The organism is Arthrobacter sp. H14, assembly GCF_000520495.1.
GTDB lineage: Bacteria > Actinomycetota > Actinomycetes > Actinomycetales > Micrococcaceae > Arthrobacter_C.
In genome coordinates this window covers 56501-80817 of record NZ_KI914621.1, presented here as the reverse complement: position 1 = coordinate 80817, position 24317 = coordinate 56501, and the positions used below count along the sequence as shown (strand labels likewise).

General features: G+C 63.0%; 22 protein-coding genes, 2 pseudogenes and 1 riboswitch. Of the genes and pseudogenes, 1 reads left to right on the top strand and 23 read right to left on the bottom strand.

The features are described from left to right. From gltD to hisI, 10 genes and pseudogenes are all read right to left on the bottom strand, one after another. A pseudogene (gltD, locus tag Y707_RS32545) lies at positions 1-415 on the bottom strand (glutamate synthase); the annotation flags it as partial. Then, a pseudogene (gltB, locus tag Y707_RS22960) lies at positions 408-5025 on the bottom strand (glutamate synthase large subunit). The pseudogenes gltD and gltB, both read right to left, overlap by 8 nt. 249 nt (positions 5026-5274) lie before the next feature. Then, on the bottom strand, positions 5275-6393 hold the full coding sequence (gene lgt / locus Y707_RS22955; RefSeq protein WP_081744567.1) for a prolipoprotein diacylglyceryl transferase: 1119 nt from the start codon (positions 6391-6393) through the stop codon (positions 5275-5277). A gap of 82 nt (positions 6394-6475) precedes the next feature. Beyond that, complete coding sequence (trpA, locus tag Y707_RS0102670) at positions 6476-7282, bottom strand: tryptophan synthase subunit alpha (protein WP_026533931.1); 807 nt, start codon at positions 7280-7282, stop codon at positions 6476-6478. Beyond that, the gene (gene trpB / locus Y707_RS22950; protein WP_081744566.1) at positions 7279-8715 is read right to left on the bottom strand and encodes a tryptophan synthase subunit beta; all 1437 of its coding nucleotides are present in this window, start codon (positions 8713-8715) and stop codon (positions 7279-7281) included. Before trpB ends, trpA begins: the two co-directional genes overlap by 4 nt. Positions 8716-8796: 81 nt before the next feature. Further along, a complete protein-coding gene (trpC, locus tag Y707_RS0102660) occupies positions 8797-9612 on the bottom strand; it encodes an indole-3-glycerol phosphate synthase TrpC (protein ID WP_026533930.1) in 816 nt (271 codons plus the stop codon). Between the two features lie 2 nt (positions 9613-9614). After that, entirely contained in the window at positions 9615-9905 is a 291-nt protein-coding gene (locus Y707_RS0102655; RefSeq protein WP_026533929.1) for an HGxxPAAW family protein, read from the bottom strand. Between the two features lie 96 nt (positions 9906-10001). Further along, a complete protein-coding gene (locus tag Y707_RS22945) occupies positions 10002-10748 on the bottom strand; it encodes a Trp biosynthesis-associated membrane protein (RefSeq protein ID WP_051441575.1) in 747 nt (248 codons plus the stop codon). Beyond that, positions 10745-12340 carry an anthranilate synthase component I gene (locus Y707_RS0102645; protein WP_026533928.1) on the bottom strand — a complete coding sequence of 532 codons (1596 nt, stop codon included), beginning with the start codon at positions 12338-12340 and terminating at the stop codon, positions 10745-10747. Before Y707_RS0102645 ends, Y707_RS22945 begins: the two co-directional genes overlap by 4 nt. After that, entirely contained in the window at positions 12341-12748 is a 408-nt protein-coding gene (hisI, locus tag Y707_RS22940; RefSeq protein ID WP_035780030.1) for a phosphoribosyl-AMP cyclohydrolase, read from the bottom strand. A gap of 141 nt (positions 12749-12889) precedes the next feature. On the opposite strand from hisI, the gene Y707_RS0102635 reads away from it, so the two are divergent. Continuing rightward, positions 12890-13534, top strand: a complete 645-nt coding sequence (locus tag Y707_RS0102635) for a TIGR03085 family metal-binding protein (protein ID WP_026533927.1) — start codon at positions 12890-12892, stop codon at positions 13532-13534. Here Y707_RS0102635 and hisF read toward each other — a convergent pair. The 13 genes from hisF to Y707_RS0102570 all read right to left on the bottom strand — a co-directional run bounded on the left by hisF (position 13531) and on the right by Y707_RS0102570 (position 24274). Next, positions 13531-14298, bottom strand: a complete 768-nt coding sequence (gene hisF, locus Y707_RS0102630; RefSeq protein ID WP_026533926.1) for an imidazole glycerol phosphate synthase subunit HisF — start codon at positions 14296-14298, stop codon at positions 13531-13533. The genes Y707_RS0102635 and hisF overlap by 4 nt on opposite strands. A 12-nt stretch (positions 14299-14310) precedes the next feature. After that, positions 14311-15156, bottom strand: a complete 846-nt coding sequence (gene hisG, locus Y707_RS0102625) for an ATP phosphoribosyltransferase (RefSeq protein ID WP_026533925.1) — start codon at positions 15154-15156, stop codon at positions 14311-14313. Between the two features lie 72 nt (positions 15157-15228). Beyond that, positions 15229-15492, bottom strand: coding sequence for a phosphoribosyl-ATP diphosphatase (locus Y707_RS0102620; protein WP_026533924.1), 264 nt, complete (start codon positions 15490-15492; stop codon positions 15229-15231). 50 nt (positions 15493-15542) lie between these two features. After that, the gene (ribH, locus tag Y707_RS0102615) at positions 15543-16028 is read right to left on the bottom strand and encodes a 6,7-dimethyl-8-ribityllumazine synthase (protein ID WP_026533923.1); all 486 of its coding nucleotides are present in this window, start codon (positions 16026-16028) and stop codon (positions 15543-15545) included. Next, positions 16025-16768 (bottom strand): GTP cyclohydrolase II, encoded by a 744-nt coding sequence (gene ribA / locus Y707_RS22935; protein ID WP_081744565.1) that lies wholly within the window; start codon positions 16766-16768, stop codon positions 16025-16027. Before ribA ends, ribH begins: the two co-directional genes overlap by 4 nt. Next, positions 16761-17450 (bottom strand): 3,4-dihydroxy-2-butanone-4-phosphate synthase, encoded by a 690-nt coding sequence (gene ribB, locus Y707_RS0102605; protein ID WP_026533922.1) that lies wholly within the window; start codon positions 17448-17450, stop codon positions 16761-16763. Before ribB ends, ribA begins: the two co-directional genes overlap by 8 nt. Further along, the gene (locus tag Y707_RS0102600; protein WP_026533921.1) at positions 17447-18076 is read right to left on the bottom strand and encodes a riboflavin synthase; all 630 of its coding nucleotides are present in this window, start codon (positions 18074-18076) and stop codon (positions 17447-17449) included. The genes ribB and Y707_RS0102600 overlap by 4 nt, the downstream gene beginning before the upstream one ends. Before the next feature lie 18 nt (positions 18077-18094). Continuing rightward, positions 18095-19171 (bottom strand): bifunctional diaminohydroxyphosphoribosylaminopyrimidine deaminase/5-amino-6-(5-phosphoribosylamino)uracil reductase RibD, encoded by a 1077-nt coding sequence (ribD, locus tag Y707_RS22930; protein WP_051441574.1) that lies wholly within the window; start codon positions 19169-19171, stop codon positions 18095-18097. A gap of 164 nt (positions 19172-19335) precedes the next feature. Continuing rightward, positions 19336-19500: riboswitch (FMN riboswitch) on the bottom strand. A 10-nt stretch (positions 19501-19510) separates the two neighbouring features. Then, positions 19511-20191 (bottom strand): ribulose-phosphate 3-epimerase, encoded by a 681-nt coding sequence (gene rpe / locus Y707_RS0102590; RefSeq protein WP_026533920.1) that lies wholly within the window; start codon positions 20189-20191, stop codon positions 19511-19513. Between the two features lie 35 nt (positions 20192-20226). Continuing rightward, entirely contained in the window at positions 20227-21819 is a 1593-nt protein-coding gene (locus Y707_RS0102585) for an RsmB/NOP family class I SAM-dependent RNA methyltransferase (RefSeq protein WP_051441573.1), read from the bottom strand. Further along, on the bottom strand, positions 21816-22742 hold the full coding sequence (gene fmt, locus Y707_RS0102580; protein WP_026533918.1) for a methionyl-tRNA formyltransferase: 927 nt from the start codon (positions 22740-22742) through the stop codon (positions 21816-21818). Before fmt ends, Y707_RS0102585 begins: the two co-directional genes overlap by 4 nt. Then, on the bottom strand, positions 22739-23293 hold the full coding sequence (gene def / locus Y707_RS0102575) for a peptide deformylase (protein ID WP_026533917.1): 555 nt from the start codon (positions 23291-23293) through the stop codon (positions 22739-22741). Before def ends, fmt begins: the two co-directional genes overlap by 4 nt. Positions 23294-23380: 87 nt before the next feature. Then, positions 23381-24274: a hypothetical protein gene (locus tag Y707_RS0102570; protein WP_026533916.1), complete on the bottom strand. Its 894-nt coding sequence runs from the start codon at positions 24272-24274 to the stop codon at positions 23381-23383. Positions 24275-24317 lie beyond the last annotated feature (43 nt).

Genomic DNA, 24317 nt, shown 5'->3' with positions numbered 1-24317 from the left:
GCTCGTGGGTATCCACCCAGCCGTTCTCGAACGCGTCATCAATAATCGAGACTTCGACCTGCTTGATCGTGACCGCAGGCTGGTTAATGCCCAGCACACAGGAGGACTCGCAGGGAGCGGGGCACAGCCGGCCGGTGAATTCGGGAAAATTGTTCGTGGCGTGCAGGCGCTCGATCGCCTCTTCGCCCTTGCCCCTGCGGACCAGGTCATTCCACTCAGGAATGAGATTGCCCAGCGGGCATCCCTGGTGGCAGAACGGAATTCCGCAGTCCATGCAACGGCCGGCTTGGCGCCGCAGGGTTCCGCTTTCCTGTGCTTCGTGGACTTCTTTCCAGTCCATGATCCGCACGGGAACGGGCCGGCGTGGCTGCGTTTCGCGCTCGGTTACTTTCATGAAACCCCGTGGATCAGCCACCGGTTACCTCCAGAATCCGGTTCCACACTTCATCGCCGTCGGGGTCCAGCCCCTCTTCGATGGCCTCCGCGCGGGTCTGCAGAACAGCGGCAAAATTGCGTGGCAGCACCTTGGTGATCCTGCCGATGGTTGATTCAAAGTCCGAAAGCAGATGGCTTCCCGAAGTGGATCCGGTCTTGGCTTCCCGAAGTGGATCCGGTCTCTTCGACATGCTCGACCAGCAACTGGTGCACGATGTCCACGTCCTCTGCGTCAGGCTCGAGCAGCAGCAACTCGCCGGCGTCGAAGCTTTGTTTGTTCAGCCGGGTGGTTTCAAGGTCCAGCACAAATGCTGTGCCGCCGGACATACCGGCGCCGAAGTTGCGTCCGGTCCTGCCCAGAATCAGTGCCTGACCGCCGGTCATGTACTCACAACCGTGGTCGCCGATACCTTCAGCCACCGCCGTCGCACCGGAATTCCGGACCAGGAACCGTTCGCCTACTTGTCCACGCAGGAACATCTCCCCGCTCGTCGCGCCGTAGCCGATGACATTTCCGGCGATCACATTCCGGTCTGCGGGGAAGGGATTGCGGCGGTCCGGCTGGACGGTGATGCGACCACCGGACAGTCCCTTGCCTACATAGTCGTTGGAGTCTCCGAACAGCCGCAGCGTGATGCCGGCCGGCAGGAACGCACCGAGTGATTGGCCGGCCTGTCCGGTAAGCGTGACATCGATGGTTCCAGGCGCCAGCTCCGAAATACCGAAGCGCTTGGTCACCTCGTGCCCCAGCATGGTTCCCACCGACCGGTCGGTATTGAGGATGTCGAGGGAAATCTTCACCGGTGCCCGGTCGGTCAGGGCCTCGGCACTGAGCGTGATCAGCTGCTGGTCAAAGTGCTTGTCCAGGTTGTGATCCTGGCGCACCAGATTCCGGCGCGGGGCGTCGTCGTCGAACTCCATTCCGTGCAGGATCGGGTCAAGGTCGAGTCCATCGGCCTTCCAATGGTCCTTCGCTTCCTTGGTGTCGAGACATTCGACTCGGCCGATGGCCTCTTCCAGGCTCCGGAATCCCAGTTCGGCGAGGATTTCGCGGACCTCCTCGGCCAGGAACTCGAAGAAGTTAATCACGAATTCCGGCTTGCCGCTGAACCGTTGGCGCAGCAGTGGGTTTTGCGTAGCTACACCCACCGGGCAGGTGTCGAGGTGGCAGACGCGCATCATGATGCAACCCGAAACCACCAGGGGCGCGGTGGCAAAGCCGAATTCTTCGCCGCCCAGCAAGGCTGCGATCACGACGTCGCGGCCGGTTTTCAGCTGCCCGTCGACCTGGACAACCACCCGGTCGCGCAGCCCGTTGAGCATCAGCGTCTGTTGCGTTTCGGCCAGACCCAGTTCCCAGGGAGCACCGGCGTGTTTCAGCGAGTTCAGCGGGCTGGCTCCGGTCCCGCCGTCGTGCCCGGAAACCAGTACGACGTCGGCCTTTGCCTTGGTCACGCCGGCCGCCACGGTGCCGATCCCCACTTCGGAGACCAGCTTCACATGGACGCGCGCCGAGGGGTTGGACCGCTTGAGATCGTAGATCAGCTGCGCCAGATCCTCGATGGAGTAAATGTCGTGGTGTGGCGGGGGCGAAATCAGTGCCACTCCGGGGGTGGAATGACGGGTTGTTGCCACCCACGGGTAGACCTTCTGGCTCATCAGCTGGCCGCCCTCGCCGGGCTTTGCCCCCTGTGCCATCTTGATCTGGAGGTCATCGGCGTTGGTCAGGTACAGGCTGGTCACACCGAACCGGCCGGAGGCGACCTGCTTGATCGCCGATCGGCGCTCCGGATCCAGCAGCCGGTCCACGTCCTCGCCGCCTTCACCGGTATTGGATTTTGCGCCGAGCCGGTTCATGGCAATCGCCAGAGTTTCGTGGGCTTCCTGGGAGATCGATCCGTAGCTCATCGCACCGGTGGAAAAGCGCTTGACGACCTCCGACACCGGTTCGACTTCCTCCAACGGCACTGGTTGGCGGTCGCCCGCATTGAACTTCAGCAGACCGCGAAGGGTCATCAAGTCCTTGGACTGGTCATCGACGCCCCGGGTGTAGGCCTTAAAAATGTCGTACCGGCGCTCACGGGTGGCGTGCTGGAGGCGGAACACCGTTTCCGGATTGAACAAGTGCGGCGGTCCTTCACGGCGCCATTGGTACTCGCCACCGTTTTCGAGCGCCCGGTGGGCCTGTTCCACGCCGTCGTCCGGGTAGGCAGTGGCATGGCGGGCAGCGGTCTCGGCGGCGATGACTTCCAGACCCACTCCACCGAGCTGGGAAACGGTGCCGGCGAAGAATTCATCCACTACCTCCTGGGACAAGCCCAGCGCCTCGAAGGTCTGCGCGCCGCAGTAGGAGGCGACGGTGGAGATACCCATCTTGGACATGATTTTCTGCACCCCCTTGCCGAGTCCCTTGATCAGGTTCTCGACAGCCTGGGACTCAGTTACGCCTTCGACTTCGCCGTTGCGGACCAGTTCCTCGCAGCTTTCCATCGCCAGGTACGGGTTGACGGCGGACGCGCCGTAGCCGATCAGGGCAGCCACATGGTGCACCTCGCGGACGTCGCCGGCCTCAACGACGAGCGAAGTTTTGGTCCGGTTGGCGCTGCGCAGCAGGTGATGATGCACCGCGGACAGCAGCAACAGGGACGGGATGGGAGCCCACTGGGCGTTGGATTCACGGTCCGAGATCACTACGTGCTGCACGCCACGGTTCATCGCCGCGGAGACCGTCTCGCAGATTTCCGCCAATCTGGCGCGCAGCGAAGCCGCACCGCCTTCTGGCCGGTAGAGGCCACGGATGCGCATGGCTGCCCTGCCGCCATCGTCGGTTTCAAGATTGGCGATTTTGGCAAGCTCGTCGTTATTGATGACGGGGAACGTGAGTTCCACCTGTTTGGCGTGCACCTGTCCCTGGCTAAGCAGGTTTCCGTCCGGCCCGATGGCCGTGTGCATCGATGTGACGAGTTCCTCGCGGATGGAATCCAGCGGCGGATTGGTGACCTGCGCAAAGGACTGCACGAAGTAGTCGAACAGCAGCCGTGGGCGCTTTGACAGCACCGCCACCGGGGTGTCGGAGCCCATCGCCCCCAGCGGCTCCGCGCCCGTCTTCGCCATGGGTCCGAGCAGGATACGCAGTTCCTCCTGGGTGTAGCCAAACGTCCGCTGCCGGCGGTTGATCGAGGCGGCGGTGTGCACCACGTGTTCGCGCTCGGGCAGGTCGCCGAGGCTGACCATATTTTCCTTCACCCACTGTGCCCAGGGGTTTGCGGCGGCGACCTCGGTTTTGACTTCCTGGTCGTCGATGATGCGTCCGGCATCGGTATCGACGAGGATCATCTTGCCGGGGGAAACCCTGCCCTTCTTCACCACTCTCGCGGGGTCGACATTGAGGACTCCAACTTCCGAGGCGAAAATGACCAGGCCGTCCTCTGTAACCCAGTAACGCCCGGGCCTCAGCCCATTGCGGTCCAGGGTGGCGCCGACAAGCTTTCCGTCCGTAAAGGAGACCGCGGCAGGGCCGTCCCACGGCTCCATCAGCATCGAGTGGTACTGGTAGAACGCACGCCGCGCTGGGTCCATCGTCGCGTGGTTTTCCCATGCCTCCGGAATCATCATCATGATGGCGTGCGTGATCGGCCGGCCGGAGAGCGTCAATAGCTCGGCCACCTCGTCGAAGGATGCCGAGTCGGAGGCCCCGGGAGTACAGATGGGGTACAACTCTTCGGGTATGTCTCCGAGCAGCGGACTCGCCAGCTGGGACTGCCGGGCGCGCATCCAGTTCCGGTTGCCCTTGACGGTGTTGATTTCTCCGTTGTGGGCAATGGTGCGGAATGGCTGGGCCAGCGGCCACGACGGGAAGGTGTTGGTCGAGAAGCGCGAATGGACGATCCCGAGCTTGGTCTTGAACCGCGGGTCCGAGAGGTCCGGGTAGAACGGCTCCAGCTGGGCCGTGGTCAGCATTCCCTTGTATACGATCGTCTTGGAGGACAGCGATGGGAAGTAGACGCCGTACTTGTTCTGCGCGCGTTTGCGGACCCGGAAGGCCTTTGCATCCAGATTCCCTTCTGCTGCACCTGGTGCCGGGGCGAGGAAGACCTGTACGAAGTTGGGCATACAGGCGCGCGCCATGGCGCCAACGAGGTCGGCGACGACCGGCACCTTGCGCCATCCGAGCACAACCAGATCCTCTTCCATGGCCAGGGCTTCGACACCTTCCTTGGCCGTTTCACCTTCGGTGCGCTCAGTCGGGAGGAAGGCCGTGCCGACGGCGTACCGGCCGGCCGGCGGGAGCTCGAAACCTGCCACCGCGCGGAAGAACTCGTCCGGGACCTGAGTCAAAAGTCCTGCACCGTCACCGGTTCCCTCATCGGCTCCCACCGCACCGCGGTGTTCCAGATTGCGCAAGGCGGTCAGGGCGGCATCAACGATGTCATGGCCAGGCTCTCCACGGAGCGTGGCAATGACGGCAAGCCCACAGGCGTCTTTTTCGTTCTCTGGAGAGTACAGGCCGGTGGATTCGGGAATGGCTGCGAAGCGCCCGAACGGCGATGGTGCGGCCGACGAATTGGCGTTGAACGGTACAGAAGTCATGACTGGTGTCCTTCCCCCTTCAGATGGAGCTGGTGGAGGGGACAACTTTGGCCCCACACACGTCTGTTCGATACAGACATGCGTGATTTGTACTGAAATACTATGGCAAGTCGGCCCTGATAGTTCCGGAAACCGGGCAACATTTTAGTTACGCTTCCGCGACGGGCGGGTCATTCCCGGGCCACGGCGGAGAGCCTTGCCATTTACCACGTCTACGTGGTCGAGTCCTGCCAGGTGGTAGTGGCGGGCCTATGAATTCCGCTCGTTAGGGTGATCGAGCGTTGAAGTGTCTTGTGCATCACTTCGGGTATCAGAGACTTTAGCATGTCCGTCATGTTCGGTGCTGCCTTCATCATCGACATTACTGCCTTGCGGGCTCTTGTCGGATGCATCCGTGGCGGCGTGCGCGTCGGCCGCGTCCTTGTCCCCGGAGCCGGCATCCACCGTACCTTCAGGTTCCGATGTTTCTGCTCCAGATTCGTCCGTTTCGGGTTTAGGCTCGCGTCCGGGCAGGTACACGGAATGTGACACACCGCTGTCCTTCATCCGCCGTCCGAGCACTATGAAGACGATGACGGCCACGACGAAGACAATGATGCTTGTCCACACGTTGAGCCGGACGCCGAAGATGAGTTCGGCGTCGTCAATCCTCATTGCTTCAATCCAAACCCGGCCGAGGGTGTAATAAGCGGCGTACAGCCAGAACAGGCGCCCGAGGCGGAACTTGAAACGCCGGTCGAGCAGGAGCAGCAGTGCCACGCCCGCCAGGTTCCACAGCGATTCGTAGAGAAACGTGGGGTGGAACAGCGTATCGGCGGGCAACCCGGCGGGGAAGTCGGGGTTGTCGGCGTCGATCTCCAGTCCCCACGGCAGTGTGGTGGGTCCACCATAGAGCTCCTGATTGAACCAGTTGCCCCACCTGCCGATGGCCTGCGCCAGCAGCAAACCGGGCGCAGCGGCATCCATGAAGGCCGTCAGTTTGACTCCGGACCGCCGGCAGCCAATCCAGGCACCCACAACGCCCAGTACGACGGCGCCCCAGATTCCCAGCCCGCCGAGCCAGATCTGCGGGATCAGCCACAGGTTGCCGTCCTCACCGAAGTACGCGTCGGGCGAGGAGAACACGTGGTACAGCCGCCCACCGATAATGCCGAACGGCACGGCCCAGATAGCGATATCCCAGATGGCGTCTTCGGGGCCGCCGCGGCGCTGCCACCGCACGGACGTCAGCCAAAGGGCCGCCGCGATACCGGCCAGGATGCACAATGCGTACGCATGTATGGTCAACGGCCCAATGTTGAAGCCACTCCAGTCGGGACTGGGGATGCTCATGGGCAGTTGGGTGACCGCGTCAACGGCAGTTCGCATTAGTTAGCTTCCTGTGGTGCGGGTATCGCAATTGCTGGCGGATATGGTGATCCGGGTTAAGGACGTGCTTGTCCAGCTTGCATTATGCCAGTCCAGCGCTCAGTTCTTTGGCAAGCTGTCCGACGGCGCCGACCCCGCCGTCGCGCAGGGCCGCCACCAAGGCGGTTCCCACGATGACGCCGTCGGCATAGGCGGCGATTTCACGGACATGTTCGGCGGTGGAAACACCAAGGCCGACACAGACCCGCTTGGCTCCTGCCGCATGCGTGTCGTCAACGACCTTATGGGCGGCGCTGCTGACCTTGCTGCGTGCGCCGGTCACTCCCATAATGGAAACCGCGTAGACAAAGCCGCGGCTGGCTTCGACCGTGCGGTGCAGCCGCTCCGGTGAGGAGGAAGGCGCGACCAGGAAGATCCGGTCCAGGCCGTACTTGTCCGAGACCTCCATCCATTCGGCGGCTTCGTCGGGAATAAGGTCGGGCGTGATCAGGCCCGCTCCCCCGGCCTCTGCCAGCCTGCGGGCGAATTCGTCCACTCCGAGGCGCATCACCGGGTTCCAGTACGTCATGACGACGACCGGAACATCCGTCCGTGCGGTAATTCCTGCGACGACGTCGAAGAGCTGGCTTACCCTGAACCCGTTGGCGAGTGCCTCCACTGTGGCGTCCTGGATAACCGGACCGTCCATTACCGGATCCGAATACGGAACGCCGATCTCGATCAGGTCCACGCCGTTGTCGGCAAGGGCGACGGCGGCATCAATTGACCTGGCGACGTCCGGATAACCTGCGGGCAGATATCCGATCAGGGCCGACCGTCCGGCGTTACGTGCGCGGTCGATGGCCGCTGCAGATTTGCTGGTCTGCCCGCTGTCGACGGCGCCGCTCATTTGTCTTCCCCTTCGGTCACGGTTTTGGAATCCACTTTTTCAGTCTCCAGGAGGTCAAACCATTCCGCGGCCGTGGCGACGTCCTTATCACCCCGGCCGGAGAGGTTGACGATGATGATTGCTTCATTGACGGGACGTCCGGCACCGGTGTGGCCGGCCTCGTCCCAGCGCCGGGCAACTTTCAGTGCACCAGCGAGGGCGTGCGCCGACTCGATCGCCGGGATAATCCCTTCCGTACGGCACAGCAGCTGGAAGGAATCCATCGCTTCGGCGTCGGTAATGGGTTCATACGTGACCCTGCCGATATCGGCGAGGTAGGAATGTTCCGGACCCACCCCGGGGTAGTCCAATCCGGCGGAGATGGAGTGCGATTCAACGGTCTGGCCGTCTTCATCCTGCATTAGGTAAGAGCGGGCACCGTGAAGGACGCCGGGGCGGCCCAGGGTAATGCTGGCAGCGTGGCGTCCGGTTTCGACACCGTCGCCGCCGGCCTCGAACCCGAAGATTTCGACGTCCTTGTCGTCGAGGAAGGCATGGAATATCCCGATGGCGTTGGAGCCGCCGCCGATACAGGCGCAGACTGCATCCGGCAGGGCACCGGTCTGTTCCAGGATCTGCCCGCGTGCTTCGTCGCCGATGACCTCGTGGAAGAACCGGACCATCGCTGGAAACGGATGTGCTCCGGCAGCGGTGCCAAGCAGATAGTGGGTATGGTCCACGTTGGCGACCCAGTCGCGCAGCGCTTCGTTAATGGCATCTTTCAGTGTCTGTGAGCCATGCGCGACCGGAATGACTTTGGCTCCGAGCAGTTCCATCCGGGCAACGTTCAGCGCCTGGCGGCGGGTGTCCTCCGCCCCCATGTAGACGACGCATTCCATTCCCATCAGGGCGGCCGCCGTCGCGCTGGCCACGCCATGCTGACCGGCACCGGTTTCGGCAATCAGCCGGGTCTTGCCCATCCGCTTGGCCAGCAGTGCCTGCCCCAGCACGTTGTTGATCTTGTGCGACCCCGTATGGTTCAGGTCCTCACGCTTAAGGAAGATGCGGGCGCCGCAGGCGTGTTCGCTGAATCGCTTCGCTTCGGTCAGCAGGGACGGCCGTCCAGAGTAATTGCGGTTCAAATCCGCGACCTCGGCGACGAAGTCCGGGTCTGCACACGCTTTCTCGAAAGTGTCCTCGAGCTCGTCGAGGGCGGCAATCAGTGATTCAGGCATCCAACGCCCGCCATAAGCGCCGAAGTAGGGACCTGTGGCTCCCCGCAGCGACTCCCGGCCTTCAAGGAACGCTTCCGCCCCTTCCGCCCCGGTGCCTTGCGTCTGGCTGTCGTCGGTCCCGGCCGCCGTGCTGTCACCGGCTGCGGCAACTTTCCTGGTCCTTTCCGGATCGGTGGCGGTCTCCGCCGTCCGCTGCGGTGGCTGCGGTTTGTCAGTCATTGATGCACCTTCTAGGTTTCGAAAGGCGGGCACTGCACCGCTGCGGCGGCTGCACCCGACGGGCTTCTTGCGGCGGCGCTGCTATCGGTTGGCGATAACTGCGGCGCCGGCGCGGCTGAATGTCTCGATGGCCTCTTGGGGATTGTTGTTCCGGACCAGTGCCTCGCCGACCAAAATCGCGTTGGCTCCAAGCGACGCGAAATGTTCGACGTCGGCCACATCCCGGACCCCCGATTCGGCAACGATCAGCGAACCGGCGGGGATGGTTTCGGCCAGGGAAGCGAAGACCGACCGGTCGATGTCGAGGGTTTTCAGGTTGCGGACGTTGACGCCGATAATACGGGCGTTGGCGGCAACGGCACGTTCAACTTCCTCAACCGTGTGAACCTCAACCAGCACGTTCATGCCGAGTTCATGGCTCAATCCCATCAGTTCCGTCAACTGCGCGTCGGACAAGGCCGCAACGATCAACAGGATCAAGTCCGCCCCATGGGCGCGGGCTTCCAGCACCTGGTAGGCATCGACGGTGAAGTCTTTACGCAACAGCGGCACCTGCACACTGGATCGGACAACATCCAGGTCCTGCAGCGAACCGCCGAACCGGCGCTGTTCGGTGAGCACACTGATGACGGCCGCTCCGCCGTCTGCGTAGCTGCGCGCCAGCACCGACGGATCCGCGATATGGGCCAAATCGCCTTTGGAGGGGCTCTTGCGCTTAACTTCGGCAATTACCCGCAGGTGTGCCCGGGGCGCGTCGTTGCCTCCGAGGGCTGCAAAAGCGTCCAGTGCGGGGGCCGTTGCGGCGGCCATATCCCGCAGCTGCAACGTGCTGACAGCCGATTTACGGTCCTGCAGGTCCTCTTTGACCCCAACAATGATGTCGTCGAGAACGCTCACGCTCAGTGTCCGTTGTTCTTGAGTTTATGACCGCCGACGCCGTAGCCGACCTTGCGCATGATCAATCCAACGAGCAGCCCGATGCCCATCACGACGACGCCGATCCAGAACCACAGCGCACTTGCGAGGGCAAAGGCCACGCAGGAAATAGCCGACCCGAACAGCACAATGGCCACCAGCGTCCAGGCGGCAGGACTATTGCCGTGACCGACGGGTTCCGCGTGGCGCTCCGCCTCGGCGGCGGCGCGGGCTTCAGCTGATTCAGAAGTGTTGACGGTGGCGTTGGCGCCCATGGTGAATCTCCCTAACGTATTTGTGCCTTCGTCCATTCTGCCATTACTTGCAGCGGTTGACTGCCCTGTTACCGGCGCTGTGGAGTTTATGAGCTTTTATCCCGTTGGGTCCTTGCCACGGCTTAGCTGGTCCCAACTCTCAATCTCGTCCGCGGGCTCTTCGTCCGCTTCGTTTGGGGTGCCCGGCTCCCCGGGCCGCGCCGGGTCTGAAACCGGCGCGAAGCCATCCCGTTCATGCCGCTTCTCCGCATCCGTCTTCACTGTGGAACCGCCTGCAGCGGCCGGCGGACCTTGTGCAGACATGCCAGCCGCTGCGCTACTTGCCCCTGCGGAGGACGAAGCGTCAGTGTCAAAGCGCTTGCTGCGGCCCCAGTAACGACCGGCAAGTACGATCACGACGGCGCTGATAGCCAGCAGCACGCCTCCAGCGACCGCAATCGCCGGGAAAACGGTGACGGATGTTTGGGCGGAGCTGCCGATAATGCCGATCGCGTCTGCGACCTGCCCTTCGGACGAGGCCCTCGGATTCGCCACCACGCTGAGTGCCGAGGCGATGATTCCGGCCGCGGCCGCGAGGATGATCACCGCGATAGCCAGACGCGCTATCCGGCCGGCGATCGTTGAGGCCAGGGCTCCGGCCAAGGAAACCAATGCGAGCGCCGTCACGGCCGTGGCCGCCTCGCTGCCGGCGATGGTGAGATCAGGCGTCGGCACCGCTTGTTCAGGCAGATCCACCCTCAGCCAGGTCTGCGTTGTCGAAGCAAAGACGATGGCCGCACTGACTATTGTCAACAGGACAACTCGACCCTTGCGGCTCCATGCCGGGGCGTTGGCGGCGCTCATCCTTGTTGCTCCTGTCCACCCACGGCTCTTGGGGATGTTCCGGCGTCGTTCCTCTGCACCGGCTCAAGCCGTTCCGACAACCAGGCAGCACGCAAGGGAGCAGCGGCCTTGTTGACCGATTCCGTTGCCTCGTCCGCCAACACGGAATCTGCGACGATGCCCCCGCCGGCCTGCACGTAGGCCCGGCCTTCGCGCAGCAGGAGCGAGCGGATGGCGATGGCCATATCCATATCGCCGGCGAAATCAAGGTAGCCCACAACCCCGCCATAGACGCCGCGGCGGTGGGGTTCGAGCTCGTCGATCAGTTGCAGGGCACGTGGTTTCGGCGCGCCGGAAAGCGTTCCTGCGGGGAACGTCGCCGCGAGCACATCGTAGGCGGTTGCCGTGGAGGAGAGCTTCCCGACGACGGTCGAGACCAGGTGCATGATGTGGCTGAAGCGTTCAATCTCCATGAACTGACTGACATCGACGGAGCCCGGTTTGCAGACCCGCGAGATGTCGTTGCGGGCAAGGTCGACCAGCATCAGATGCTCGGCCCGTTCCTTTTCGTCGGCAAGCAGGTCCTCGGCCAGTTCCCGGTCCGCCTCGATGGTCTTCCCGCGCGGACGTGAACCGGCAATTGGATGCGTAATGACCTCTTCCCCGGTGACGGTCACCAGCGCTTCCGGGGAGGATCCGACCACGGAATACCGGCGGCCGTCAGCGTCCTGCAGCGAGAAGATGTACATATAGGGACTGGGGTTGGTCTGCCGAAGCACCCGGTACACGTCCAGCGGCGAGGAACGGCATTCGAGTTCGAACCGCCTGGAGATCACAACCTGGAAGACGTCGCCGTCGACAATGGCTTCCTTGCCGCGTTCAATCGCCGCGAGGTAGCGCTCCTCCTGCCACCGCTCCTGCACCAGCGGCATCAGCTCACTGCTGTCCTGCGGACCGGGAGTCATCACGGACACCCGCTCGCCGTCGCCGGTGGTCATCCTGTCCAGCATGGAATTCAGCCGGCCGGCGGCGTCGTGCCAGGCTTCGTCGACGCGCTGGGAGGTGTCGTCATAGTTGATGGCATTGGCGATCAGCAGGACAGATCCATCGGTATTGTCGTGAACGGCCATATCCGTGACCAGGCACATGGCCATCTCCGGAAGGTTCAGATCGTCCTCCGGCGGACTCGTCAGCCGTTCCCAATGCCGGACGACTTCCCAGCCGAGGAAACCGACCAGGCCGGAAGTGAAGGGTGGCAATCCTGCAAACCGTTCTGTCTGCAAGGCTTTGATGGTGTCCCGTACCGCGTCCACCGGATTGCCCTCGAGCGGAACCCCCACCGGAGGTTCTCCGAGCCAATGCGCCTGGCCATCCTTGGTGGTCAGGGTGGCGCGTGAGTCAGCGCCGATGAAGGAATAGCGGGACCAGACGCCGCCGCTGGCCGCCGACTCCATCAGGAATGTTCCGGGCTGGCCCTGCGCCAGCTTCCGGTACAAACCGATCGGTGTGTGGGCATCAGCGAGGACCTTCATGGTGACGGGGATAACCCTGTGCTCGCTGGCCAGCTCCCGGAATTCCTCCAGGGTCGGGCTGATGACTCCCAGATCGTGCATTTAGTCCGTTCCTTCGATCGGTCCGACGGCGGCGCGAAGGTCCCGTCCGTCAAAACATGTCCGTGTGCCGGTGTGGCAGGCGGCACCGACCTGGTCGACGCGGATCAACAGAGCGTCGCCGTCGCAATCCAGTGCGGCGGATTTCACCCACTGAACATGGCCGGAGGTGTCGCCTTTGCGCCAGTACTCTTGCCGGGAGCGGGAGTAAAAAGTGACTCTGCCGCTGGTGAGCGTGCGGCGCAGGGCTTCCTCGTCCATCCATCCAAGCATCAATACGTCGCCGGTATCGAATTGTTGAATGACTGCTGCCACTAGTCCGGAAGCGTCCTTTTTCAGTTCAAAAGCCAGCCGGCCGTCCGCATCAATCAGTGGGTGCTTGGAGGCAAGGGGCGGTGGGGAATCAGACATCCCTTCGATTCTAGTGCCAGCAGCCTGGTGTTCCATTTCTGCGGCCGGAAGTCACTCACCCAGTCCGTGCAGAGCCGATCCGGAGCAAGTCTCTGGTTCATTTCGGGCAATTGGAGCGATTGCATGCTAGTTTCAGCAGTGATGCACTTCGTTGAACCGTCCCGGGAAGTCCTGGCCGAAACACTGCTGGCGGCCGGACCGGGTTCGGCCACGCTCTGTGAAGGTTGGCAGACGCAGCATCTGGCGGCGCATCTCTATCTCCGCGAACACCGTGCCGCCGTCGCATTGGGTTTGGTCGCAAAGCCGCTGTCCAAAGTCAGTGACAAGGCAACGCGGAAGCTGGCTGAGGCGTCCAGCATCCGTGCCGAATATACGAAGCTGGTGGAGAAGTTCCGATCCGGCCCTTCCGCCCTATCGCCGATGAAGCTGCCGATCGTAGACAAGAACGTGAACTTGATCGAATATTTCGTCCACACCGAGGACGTCCGGCGCGCAACGAAACGCTGGGCTCCGCGGGCACTGGACGAGGAATATTCGTCGGCATTATGGGACGAACTCGTCAAGCGGGCCGCCATCCTCTACCGCGGCGTGGATCTCGGCATTATCCTGGTCCGTCCTTCCGGTCCCAGGCATGTGGCCAAGCGGGCACCCGTCTCGGTGGCCATCGTGGGTGAACCTGGCGAATTGCTGATGCACGCCCACGGACGGACGAAGCACGCGTTGGTCACCGTCGAAGGTGAGCCGGACGCGGTGGCGCTGCTGGACAGCGCCGAAATCGGTCATTAGCGGACCGGGTATCCAGCCTCGGCAATCGCCTTTTTCACTTCCGCGAGGGCGCTGACCGGTCCGAAGTGGAAAATCGATGCTGCCAGCACCGCGTCCGCGCCGGCCTGGACCGCCGGCGGAAAGTGCGCTGGCTCCCCTGCCCCGCCCGAAGCGATCAATGGGACTCTGACCGCCGCGCGGACCGCCCGGATCATCTCAAGGTCGAAGCCGTCCTTGGTTCCATCTGCATCAATCGAATTCAGGAGTATTTCGCCGACGCCGCGTTCTGCGGCTTCGTGTGCCCAAGCAACCGCGTCTATCCCGGTGCCCCTGCGTCCGCCGTGCGTGGTGACCTCGAAGCCCGACGGCGTCATCCCCGGCGCCCGGCGGGCGTCCAGCGACAGGACCAGCACCTGCGCGCCGAAGTGCGAGGTGATTTCGTCGATCACCTCGGGACGGTTAACGGCCGCTGTGTTGATGGACGCCTTGTCCGCACCGCAACGGAGCAGCCGGTCGACTTCGGCTACACCCCGCACGCCTCCGCCAACAGTCAGGGGGATGAAGACCTCTTCCGCTGTACGGGCCACCATGTCGAAGGTCGTTTCCCGGTCGCTGGACGAAGCCGTGACGTCCAGGAATGTCAGCTCGTCGGCACCGGCCGAATCATAACGGTGCGCCAGCTCCACCGGATCGCCCGCATCCCGCAGTCCGGCGAAATTGATGCCCTTGACCACCCGTCCGGCATCAACGTCCAGGCAGGGAATGACTCTAATGGCTACGCTCACGTCGCTGCCTTCCTAGATACGGCAGGCGTGGATACTGCTGACCAGAATGGCCCGCGCGCCGAGTTCATACAGGTCATCCATGATCTTATTCGTGTCCTGCCTGCGCACCATGGAACGCACCGCAACCCACTGGCGGTCGCGCAGCGGCGACACCGTCGGCGATTCCAGACCGGGGGTCATGTTGCAGGCGGCGTCGGCCAGGTCAACATGCACGTCGTAGTCCATCATCACGTATTGCTGTGCCACCAGCACGCCCTGGATCCGGCGCTGCAGCACGTCCAGACCGGCAGGCTGTTCCGATTCGGAACGTCCAATCAACACGGCCTCGGAGTACAGAATGGGGTCGCCGAACGTCTCCAGCCCGGACGCCCGCAAGGTGGTTCCAGTGGAGACGACGTCGGCCACGGCATCCGCCACACCAAGCCGGACGGCCGATTCGACCGCTCCATCCAACCGGACGACGGAAGCGTCGATGTCCCGGTCGGCGAGGTACCGGCGGAGCAATCCGTCGTAACTGGTGGCGATGCGGCGGCCGTTCAGCTGGGACAGGTCGCTGAACTCGCCCACTGGACCGGCAAACCGGAAGGTCGAGCCCGCGAAGCCCAGGTTCATGAGCTCCACGGCATTCACTTCGGCGTCGAGCAGGAGGTCGCGGCCGGTGATTCCGACGTCGAGGGTTCCGCCACCGACGTACACCGCAATATCCCGGGGGCGGAGGAAGAAGAATTCAATGTCGTTTTCCGGGTCCACGAGCACGAGCTCACGGCTGTCGCGCCGTTGGCGGTACCCGGATTCGGACAGTAGAGCGGAGGCGGCTTCGGACAGGGATCCCTTGTTGGGAACAGCTACTCGCAGCATAGTGAAATCTTTCAGTCGATGGTCCGTCGGAATCGTCGGCAGCGGGAACGGATCGCCTGGCGCGTCCGCTCCCTACAGATGCTTATAGACGTCCTCGAGCGTGAGACCTTTGGAGATCATTAATACCTGCAGGTGATACAGCAGCTGGGAAATTTCCTCCGCCGCGGCCTCGTCCGACTCGTACTCCGCGGCCATCCAGACCTCGGCGGCCTCCTCGACGACTTTCTTGCCGATGCCGTGCACCCCTGAATCGAGTTCAGCGACGGTGCGCGAACCGTCCGGACGGCTTCCGGCTTTTTCGCTGAGTTCGGCGAAGAGCGTCTCGAAGTTTTTCACATCTTCCAGCGTACCGGGTGCCTTCCTCCCGGGCGGATTTGCGCTACCGGTTATGACATTTCCCACGGCGCCATCGTCAACGCGGCCGCAAGTGCCGCCGTCGTTGCTTCATGGCCCTTGTCTTCTTTCGACCCGGGCAGACCGGCCCTGTCAATGCCCTGCTGTTCGTCGTCGCAGGTCAGCACGCCGAAGCCGACCGGTGTCCCGGTCCGGACAGTGACGTCGGTCAGTCCATCGGTGGCGGCCTGGCAGACATACTCGAAGTGAGGCGTTCCACCGCGGATAACGACGCCGAGGGCGACGACGGCGTCGAAGTGCGGTGCCAGCCGTGCGGCCGCGACCGGAAGTTCAAAGCTCCCCGGCACCCGCAGGACAGTCGGCTCGCTGACCCCCGCTTCTTCCGCGGCACGCCGGGCGCCGTCCAGCAGCCCGTCCATGATGGTGGTGTGCCAGCTGGAGGCAACGATGGCCAGCTTCAGCCGGGATGCGCCGTCGTCGTTCTTCAGGTCAATGGCCGGGGCCCCGTGGCCGCTCATAGTGCTCCCTTGGTTGTTTCCGCGCCGTTTTCGGGACGGTCTGGCAGTTCGGTGTCGTAGTCCGCCCCGGCGGCCGCTTCAAGTTCGGCGCTGAGCTCGTCGTCCAGTTCGGTCAACAGCGACAGTTTGTGGTTCATCCGGTCCCGTTTGGTCAGTAGATACCGTTCATTCTGGACCCGGGCCGGCACCTGTGTGGGCACCATCTCCTGCACTGCGATTCCATACTCCAGCAGCCGGGAAAGCTTGTCCGGATTGTTGCTGAGCAAACGGATGTGGAAGTGACCAAGTTCGGCAAGGATATGCGCGGCGGCCTGATAGTTCCTGGCATCCACCGGAAGTCCGAGCTGCTCGTTGGCCTCGACGGTGTCCGCACCTGCCTCCTGCAGCGCGTAGGCCCGAAGCTTGTTCGCCAGGCCAATGCCGCGGCCCTCATGGCCACGCAGGTAAATCAGTGTTCCACCCTGTTCCTGGATCAGCTTCAGTGCCATGTCCAACTGCTCACCGCAGTCACAACGGTACGATCCCATCACGTCTCCGGTGAGGCATTCCGAGTGCAGCCGGACCAATGGAGCGTCATCGCTTTTGCCTTCGGCCGATACACTCAAATGCTCGATCCCGCTACCGTTGTCCGTCCAGGCACGGGCACGGAAACTGCCGAACGCCGTCGGCAGTTCGACTTCCGGCCCACCGCTGACGGGAGGAAGTGCCGCCACCGGATCCAAAGTCCTGGATTCAGTCATGATTGTTCCTTTCCCCTGCGGCAACGGGTGTTCCAAAACGGCCGCTTTCGGACCGGCGCCGGAAAGCGGCGAGGTCCTCGATCGAAATCAGCAGGCAGTCCTGCTCCCGTCCGAACCGGCGCAGACCTTCCAGCCGCATCATCTCACCATCATCGTGCACAACTTCCGCAATCACACCAACCGGCTGGCATCCTGCCAGACGGCAAAGATCCACCGCCGCTTCAGTGTGTCCGGGACGTGTAAGCACACCACCTTCAACCGCACGAAGGGGGAAAATATGCCCTGGCCGGTGCAGGTCTGCGGCACTCGACGACGCCGATGCGAGCACGGCCGCGGTGCGGGCACGGTCGCCGGCGCTGATTCCGGTGGTCACTCCGGCAGCCGCATCACAGGAAACCGTGTATGCGGTGCCCTTGGCATCCTGGTTCACCTCAACCATGGCTGGCAGCTGCAGCAGTTCCGCCCGCTCTCCGGTCATCGGTACGCAGACGACGCCGGAGCTGTGCCGGATGGTCCAGCCCATCAATTCCCGGGTTGCGAACTGCGCCGCAAAAATGATGTCGCCCTCGTTCTCTCGGTCCTCGTTATCGACCACCAGCACCGGCCTGCCGGCGGCAATGGCGGCAATGGCATCCTCGATGGAGTCGAGACCGGGCCTATTGCGGGCTTCTGTGATGTTCATGATTGCTGCCTTCTCCCGTCGAAGGCCAGCAACCGTTCGGTGTACTTGGCCAGGACGTCAACTTCAATATTGACCGGTGATCCTTCTTCTTTGGCTCCGAGTCCCGTCTCGGTCAGGGTGGTTGGAATGAGCCCGACCTCGAACCATGGAGTTCCTTCAGCCGCATCGCTGACGGCGGTAACTGTCAGTGAGACTCCATCGACAGCAATGGAACCTTTTTCCGCAATGTACTTGGCGAGATTCTGCGGTACGGCAAAACGCAGACGTTCCCACTGCGCCTGCCGTTCCCGCTCGATCAGTGTCCCGACACCATCAACGTGCCCCTGGACGACGTGGCCATCAAGCCGCTCTCCGGCCTGCACGCAGCGCTCGAGATTTACGCTGTCGCCGGGCTTCAAACCACCCGTCGTGGAGCGCTTGAGAGTTTCCCCCATGACATCCACGTACAGCATTCCTGCTTCGATTCCCGTTGCAGTAAGGCAGACTCCATTGACCGCGATGGAGCCACCAATGCTGAGGTCCTTACTGCTCTGCGGGGCCTGCAGCACCAGCACTGCGCTGTCCTTGGCCGGATCAACATTGACCTCAACGACCCTGCCCTGCTCTGCGATAATTCCGGTAAACATGATTTCTCTCTATCCGCTCTACTGCTTTGCCGGTTCCAGCTGCAGCCGCAGATCGCGGCCCAGTGGTACCGCACATCCACGCCCGACGGGGTCCCATTCCCAATGCTGCGCCTGGCTCAATGAGGTGATGCCGAGATCCTCCAGGGCAGGAATTCCCCGGCCGAGAAACGTCGGCGCAAGGTAAACAATGATTTCGTCGACCAGCCCCTCCGCCAGGAACGCGCTGGAGACCTTCGATCCGCCCTCGATCATCAGGTGGCGCACGCCGCGCGCATGAAGCTCGATCCCAACGAGGCGCGGGTCATGGCTGTTGTAGTGCACAAATCCGCCACCGCCCTCATCGCGGACAGCTGCGCCAGCCGGAACATCCCGATGCCCCATCACCACGCGCAGCGGCTGGGAAGCCGCCAGCGCTCCATCCTGGTCCCTAGCGGTCAGTCTGGGGTCGTCCGCGAGCACTGTTCCGGTGCCAACCAGGATCGCATCGACCCGTGCCCGTAACTGGTGGCTGTCGCGGCGTGATTCCGCGCCGGATATCCATTGGCTGGTGCCATCCGATGCGGCGATCTGCGCATCCAGGGTTTGTGCCATCCGCAACGTAGTGAATGGTCTGGCGGTGGCAACGGCGTCGAACCACCTCCGGTTCAGGCTGGCCGCTTCGTCCTCCAGCAGGCCGGACTCAACTTCGATTCCGGCGTTCCGCAGAGTCTCCGACCCACCCGAGGCAGTGTGGCTGATGTCATGAACGGCATAGATAATCCGGGCGATCCCGGCCTCGATTACGGCTTCCGTGCACGGCAAAGTCCGTCCGGTATGGTTACAGGGCTCAAGCGTGACGACCATCGTCGCACCCTCGATTTTGCTGCCACGTTTCCCGGCGTCGGCAATGGCGTCCCGTTCAGCATGAGGAGTGCCTGCACCCCTGTGGTATCCGGTCCCGAGCACCGTGCCTGCAGAGTCCAGAATGACTGCTCCAACGAGCGGATTTGCGCCCCGGACTCCACGGGAAGCGAGCTCCAGGGCAACCGTCATGGCCTGGCGCTCCGGGTCGCTGAAACTCCGGCTCTGGTATGTTTCCACGCCTTGGAGTTTCATGCCATGGTCCGTCCGGAGGACATGGCCTCATCGGGCCGCCGTCGACACTCCGACATCTGGCGTTCCTTCCCCTCGTCCGCTTCGGCGGCTCCGGGGTCACGACAGCTGTTGCGGCACTGCAGTGCGGAAGCCCCGACAGGGACCTACGCGTTGCGGGCAACGCTGTACGTGCTTCTCCCATCCAGACTTTAACTGTCGGTACCGGAATTTCACCAGTTCAACCGCTCTCTGTCTCCGCTGCTTCCCGGTGGGAAAACTGGCATCGGACATCAAACGGGTCGCGGACTATAACCGCCGGTTCGGACTTACACCGACCCCGGAGCACGTGTACGAATTTGATTATTCCATATCAGGGCCGTTGTGCGCCCGTTGGGCCGCTTCGCGGAGCTGTTCGACGGCGGTGTTCGGGTCTTCGGCGCCGTAAACTGCCGAACCGGCCACGAAAATGTTCGCACCCGCCTCCGCCGCTCTGCCGATGGTTTCCCCGTTGATACCGCCATCCACCTGGATGGCGACGTCGACTCCTGCACCATCCACAGCCGCCCTGGCCTTCCGGATTTTGGGCAACATGATGTCCAGGAACTCCTGACCGCCGAAGCCGGGCTCGACAGTCATAAGGAGTAACAGATCCAATTCGGGAAGCATATCCAGGCATGACTCGACCGGAGTCGCCGGCCGCAACGCCATCCCTGCCTTGCTCCCCCGCGCCCGCAACTCCCTGGCCAGCTTCACTGGAGCGGCGGACGCCTCAAGGTGAAAGGTCACCGATTCGAGTCCGGCCTCGGCGAAGGACGGAGCCCACCGGTCAACTTCTGAAATCATCAAATGCGCATCCAGCGGGCGTGAGGAAACCTGCTGGATCCTCTCCACCACCGGAAGACCTATGGTCAGGTTGGGGACAAAGTGGTTGTCCATCACGTCAACATGCACAGCGTCCGCTGCGCTGACCCGCGCCAGCTCCGCCTCGAGATTGACGAAATCAGCGGAAAGAATACTTGGATTGATGCAACAGGTGCGCATACTGCCCTCTCTTGGCGGTCTTACCGGCTCTTTAACTAGGTTTTCCGGATCAGCGCCAGGAACATAGCGTCGGTCTGGTGAATGTGCGGCCACAGTTGTGCGGTCATGCCGGCTCCGGCATTGAGCTCTCCCGACAGGCTTGCCTTGTCCAGCGTCGTGCCCGCGTCAATGAGTTCGGCGTCGTCCCGTTTGTTCAGAACGTCGGTGACGACGGCGGTGGTTTCAGCCGGGTGCGGGGAACAGGTCGCGTAAGCGACAATTCCGCCCCGGCGGGCGGCATCGAGGGCTGCCTGCAGAAGGCCCCGCTGGAGCGGACCCAGATCCGCCAGGTCCGAGGGCTTACGGCGCCACCGGGCTTCGGGCCGGCGGCGCAGTGCCCCCAGCCCGGTGCACGGAGCGTCCACCAGGATACGATCGAAATATTCCGGAAACTCCTCGCCTATGCTCCGGCCGTCCTCCACGCGGACGTCCCAGGTGGCCGCCGGAATCGGCGACAAGGCCTGGCGGACGAGTTTCGCCCGGTGCGGCGCGGGTTCATTTGCCAGCAGTGTTGCACCCCGCTGTGCCGCCAGGGACGCCAGCAGCGCCGCTTTGCCACCCGGTCCGGCACATAGATCCAGCCATCTTTCGCCGGTCCTGCCGGAATTGTCGTCGCCCGCGTTGGGCCCATCGCCGTTGCCCGCTTGGCTCCCATCTGCCCGGGGATCACCGGACTGCGCCGTCGAGGCCACGGTCAGTGCCCTGGCCACAAGCTGGGACCCGGCATCCTGGACGCGGGTAGTGCCGTCACGGACGCTGGACAGGCGCCCCACATCTCCCTCGGAGTACAGGGCCGAGCCCTCGACGAGCGTGCCGGGGCGGCCGCCCGCCTCCAGTGCTTCGGTAAGATCGCCGATCCCGGGCAGCGCGACAAGATTAACCACGGGCGCTGCATTGTTGGCGGCGAGGAGCTGCTCGATCTCCGCTGCATCACGCCCGTGCACCACCAATGACTGCCGCAGCGCACGCACCACCCATTCCGGATGACTGTGCCGCAGGGCCGATGACTTGGTCGGATCCGCTACTGCTGACGTGATCTGATCCAGCCAGCCGGGGAGGTCCTTGGCAGTAACCCGCCGTAAAACGGCATTGATGAGCGTGGCCGGCCCGGCACCTATGACGGCTCTGGCCAGGCCCACTGTTTGGTCCAGGGCGGCATGCGGAGGCACCCGCATGGCCAGCAGTTGATGTGCGCCGATCCGCAAGGCGTCAAGGATGGCGGGATCCAGCTTCACCAACGGCCTGTCAACGCATTCGGCGAGGATGGCGTCATATGTGCCCTGACCACGAAGCGCGCCATAGGCGAGTTCGGTGGCAAAACCGGCTCCGCGCTTGTCCAGACGGTTCTCCCGGATGCGGGTGGGGAGAACAAGATTTGCATAAGCGTCTTCCTCCGCAACGGCGCGAAGAACTTCGAATGCCGCAAGCCGTGCGGGATCGGCCTTCCTCGTCCGTTGCGACGGCGCCGATTGCGTATGGCTTGAGGCAGCCGGCCTGTTCCGCTCTCTGCCCTTGGCATTCCGCCGTTGCGGCTTTCCACCATCGACGCCATGGCGACGGGGGCCCCGCTCTTCATCTCTCGGGCTCATACAAACACCACATCTTCCTGGTGATCCATTCCCCGCATCCAGTCGGCAGCGGCCATGGATTTCCTGCCTGCCGGCTGCACAGTATGCAGCCGTACATTATGCGAGCCTGTACCGGCCACAACGCTTTTCTTGTCGGCCGCCAAACGGATCCGGCCGGGGCCGGGGCTGTCGACACCGGGCTCAAGCGACACAGGCCCCAATTTGAACCGTTGGCCGTCGAGGGTCGTCCAGGCACCTGGTTCGGGTGATACGCCCCTGATTCTCCGGTCGACAGCCAATGCAGGCTGCTTCCAGTCGATCCGCGCATCCTCAATCGTAAGCTTTGGCGCCATCGACACTTCTCCCGACTGAGGAACGGGCGCCGCAGTTCCAGACTCCAGCGCGGAAAGTGTCTGTTGCAGGAGCACCGCCCCACTGTGCGACAGCCGTTCCAGCAAAATTCCGGATGTATCGCCGGGCCGTATCTCCTCGGTCAGCCGGCCGAAAACAGGGCCAGTGTCCAGCCCGGTTTCCAACCGGAATGTCGAGGCTCCCGTGATTTCGTCTCCATGGATAATGGCATGCTGAACGGGCGCGGCGCCGCGCCAGGCCGGGAGCAGCGAAAAATGCAGGTTGATCCAACCATGGGTTGGTATGGCCAGTGCGGCCGCTGGAATCAGTGCCCCATAGGCGACGATCGCTGCTGTCTCTGCGTCATAGGAAGCCAGCTTGTCTGTAATCTCCGCATTGATTTTGGAGGCGTGGACAATCTCAATATCCAGTTCGCCGGCACGCTGGGCAACAGGTGAAGGTGTCAGTACCCGGCGGCGTCCGACCGGGGCATCCGGACGGGTCAGGACCGCCACAACTTCATGTCCGGCGGCGACGACTGCATCCAAAGACGGCACCGCCACGGCGGGCGTGCCCGCAAAGATGAGCCTCATGAATTCACCCGGAAACTGCTTCCGACGTTCCGTTCCCGTTGCTGGCGCGTGGACGCCGACAGGCCTTCATATCCACGGTCGCGGATGGCACGCATGGCTTCCCTGCGCTCGTCGCCGATGAGCCGGTTTATGTAGAGAATCCCGTTCAGGTGATCAGTCTCATGTTGAAGGGCACGCGCCAGCACGCCCATGCCTTCGATCGTCACCGGTTCTCCATCCTGGTTTTGCCCGGTGACCCGTGCCCATTCCTTGCGCGGTGTGGGAAACCCCAGGCCTGGAACCGACAAACATCCTTCCGAACCTTCCTGGTCCTGGTCTCCGATTTCAAGGACAGGATTCACAACATGGCCGCTTTCTCCACCTGCAGAGTATGTAAAGATGCGCAGATTCACGCCCACTTGTGGAGCCGCCAAGCCAGCACCATCGACGTCGTGCATGGTCTCTTCCATGGCGGCTATGAGCTTCCGGAGCCCGGCTCCGAAATCCATCACCGGCTCGGACTGGGTCCGGAGCACCGGGTCTCCAATGAGGCGAATGCTCAGGATTGCCATCGGACTTTTCTCGCTTTCCGCGCTGGGGCAGGCAGATAAAGGGCGGCTGGCACTGCGGCCAGCATAACCAAGTTTAGTGACAGCTCGTTATGGGGCAGTACCAGTGGAAGCCGGGACCGCATCAGCGTCGGACCTTCGGGAAGGTGGCGGGCCGATCGGCAGCAGGGCGCGTCCGGCCTCGGCGCTGTGGGCTGCCGTTTCCCATACCCGGCGCAGTGCACAGAACTTATACCAGTGATACTTCAGCACCTCTGGGTTGGCCCGCATGGGACGGACTTCGGTCTCGCCAACGGCCACGCCCAGCAGCAGCGGGCTTTCTCCGTATTGCCACGGCTCCCACTGCCCCTGGGCGGCGTCGACCAGTGATTCTTCGGCTTTCATTCCAGCGACCAGCTGCATAACCACCTTGTCATCCATTGACTTGACCAGGCCGTCACGGTCGGTGCCTTTGGTCTTGTAATCAATGAGGCAGACGCGGCCTCCCACGCGGGCGACCAGGTCGAGAGTTCCGGCGTAGCCAACGCTGTGGTTCCACACCGTAATTTCCGCGGCAATCGGTTCAACCTGGTAGTGCTCCCACCATTCATCGAACCTGGCCGCGAACTTTTCCTCGCCGTTCCGGGCAAGCTCATCACGGGCTTCGGCCATCCGGTGGTCACGCCCCATTGCCCGAAGGGCCACCTGCTCGCAGTATGTGTGCACCCTGTCGCCTCTTAGGGCCGCCGAATCCCGGAACAGTTCCGAGGCCTGGCAAGCATCCCGCAGCAGCGTGCGCATCTCGGCCGGGTTGCCCAAAGCACCGGGCAACCGGGCATCATTGGCAAGGCTGGTGGCGGCCATGTGCCCAAACCAGCCGTCGAGACCATGCGGCTGCTGGGAAATCACAGTCGTAATGGACGGTACCGAGACGGGTTCCGTCAACGAGCGGCGGTACATCCGGCCATATTGTGCTGTGCTCTCGGCCAATGCTGGTTCAGTCATGATTCCAGTTTGGCACCGCGCACCGACATTTTTTAATCGGCTG

What these genes read in the sequence shown, in the direction of transcription:
- ribB (WP_026533922.1), bottom strand. Translation starts at nt 17,450, where the DNA reads ATGAACATCACAGAAGCCCGCAATAGGCCCGGTCTCGACTCCATCGAG.
- Y707_RS0102585 (WP_051441573.1), bottom strand. Translation starts at nt 21,819, where the DNA reads ATGAGCCCGAGAGATGAAGAGCGGGGCCCCCGTCGCCATGGCGTCGAT.
- Y707_RS0102655 (WP_026533929.1), bottom strand. Translation starts at nt 9,905, where the DNA reads ATGGGCGCCAACGCCACCGTCAACACTTCTGAATCAGCTGAAGCCCGC.
- Y707_RS0102635 (WP_026533927.1), top strand. Translation starts at nt 12,890, where the DNA reads ATGCACTTCGTTGAACCGTCCCGGGAAGTCCTGGCCGAAACACTGCTG.
- lgt (WP_081744567.1), bottom strand. Translation starts at nt 6,393, where the DNA reads ATGCGAACTGCCGTTGACGCGGTCACCCAACTGCCCATGAGCATCCCC.
- trpB (WP_081744566.1), bottom strand. Translation starts at nt 8,715, where the DNA reads ATGACTGACAAACCGCAGCCACCGCAGCGGACGGCGGAGACCGCCACC.
- Y707_RS22945 (WP_051441575.1), bottom strand. Translation starts at nt 10,748, where the DNA reads ATGAGCGCCGCCAACGCCCCGGCATGGAGCCGCAAGGGTCGAGTTGTC.
- def (WP_026533917.1), bottom strand. Translation starts at nt 23,293, where the DNA reads ATGGCAATCCTGAGCATTCGCCTCATTGGAGACCCGGTGCTCCGGACC.
- ribD (WP_051441574.1), bottom strand. Translation starts at nt 19,171, where the DNA reads ATGAAACTCCAAGGCGTGGAAACATACCAGAGCCGGAGTTTCAGCGAC.
- trpA (WP_026533931.1), bottom strand. Translation starts at nt 7,282, where the DNA reads ATGAGCGGCGCCGTCGACAGCGGGCAGACCAGCAAATCTGCAGCGGCC.
- fmt (WP_026533918.1), bottom strand. Translation starts at nt 22,742, where the DNA reads ATGAGGCTCATCTTTGCGGGCACGCCCGCCGTGGCGGTGCCGTCTTTG.
- Y707_RS0102600 (WP_026533921.1), bottom strand. Translation starts at nt 18,076, where the DNA reads ATGTTTACCGGAATTATCGCAGAGCAGGGCAGGGTCGTTGAGGTCAAT.
- ribH (WP_026533923.1), bottom strand. Translation starts at nt 16,028, where the DNA reads ATGAGCGGCCACGGGGCCCCGGCCATTGACCTGAAGAACGACGACGGC.
- ribA (WP_081744565.1), bottom strand. Translation starts at nt 16,768, where the DNA reads ATGACTGAATCCAGGACTTTGGATCCGGTGGCGGCACTTCCTCCCGTC.
- Y707_RS0102645 (WP_026533928.1), bottom strand. Translation starts at nt 12,340, where the DNA reads ATGCACGATCTGGGAGTCATCAGCCCGACCCTGGAGGAATTCCGGGAG.
- hisI (WP_035780030.1), bottom strand. Translation starts at nt 12,748, where the DNA reads ATGTCTGATTCCCCACCGCCCCTTGCCTCCAAGCACCCACTGATTGAT.
- hisG (WP_026533925.1), bottom strand. Translation starts at nt 15,156, where the DNA reads ATGCTGCGAGTAGCTGTTCCCAACAAGGGATCCCTGTCCGAAGCCGCC.
- rpe (WP_026533920.1), bottom strand. Translation starts at nt 20,191, where the DNA reads ATGCGCACCTGTTGCATCAATCCAAGTATTCTTTCCGCTGATTTCGTC.
- Y707_RS0102570 (WP_026533916.1), bottom strand. Translation starts at nt 24,274, where the DNA reads ATGACTGAACCAGCATTGGCCGAGAGCACAGCACAATATGGCCGGATG.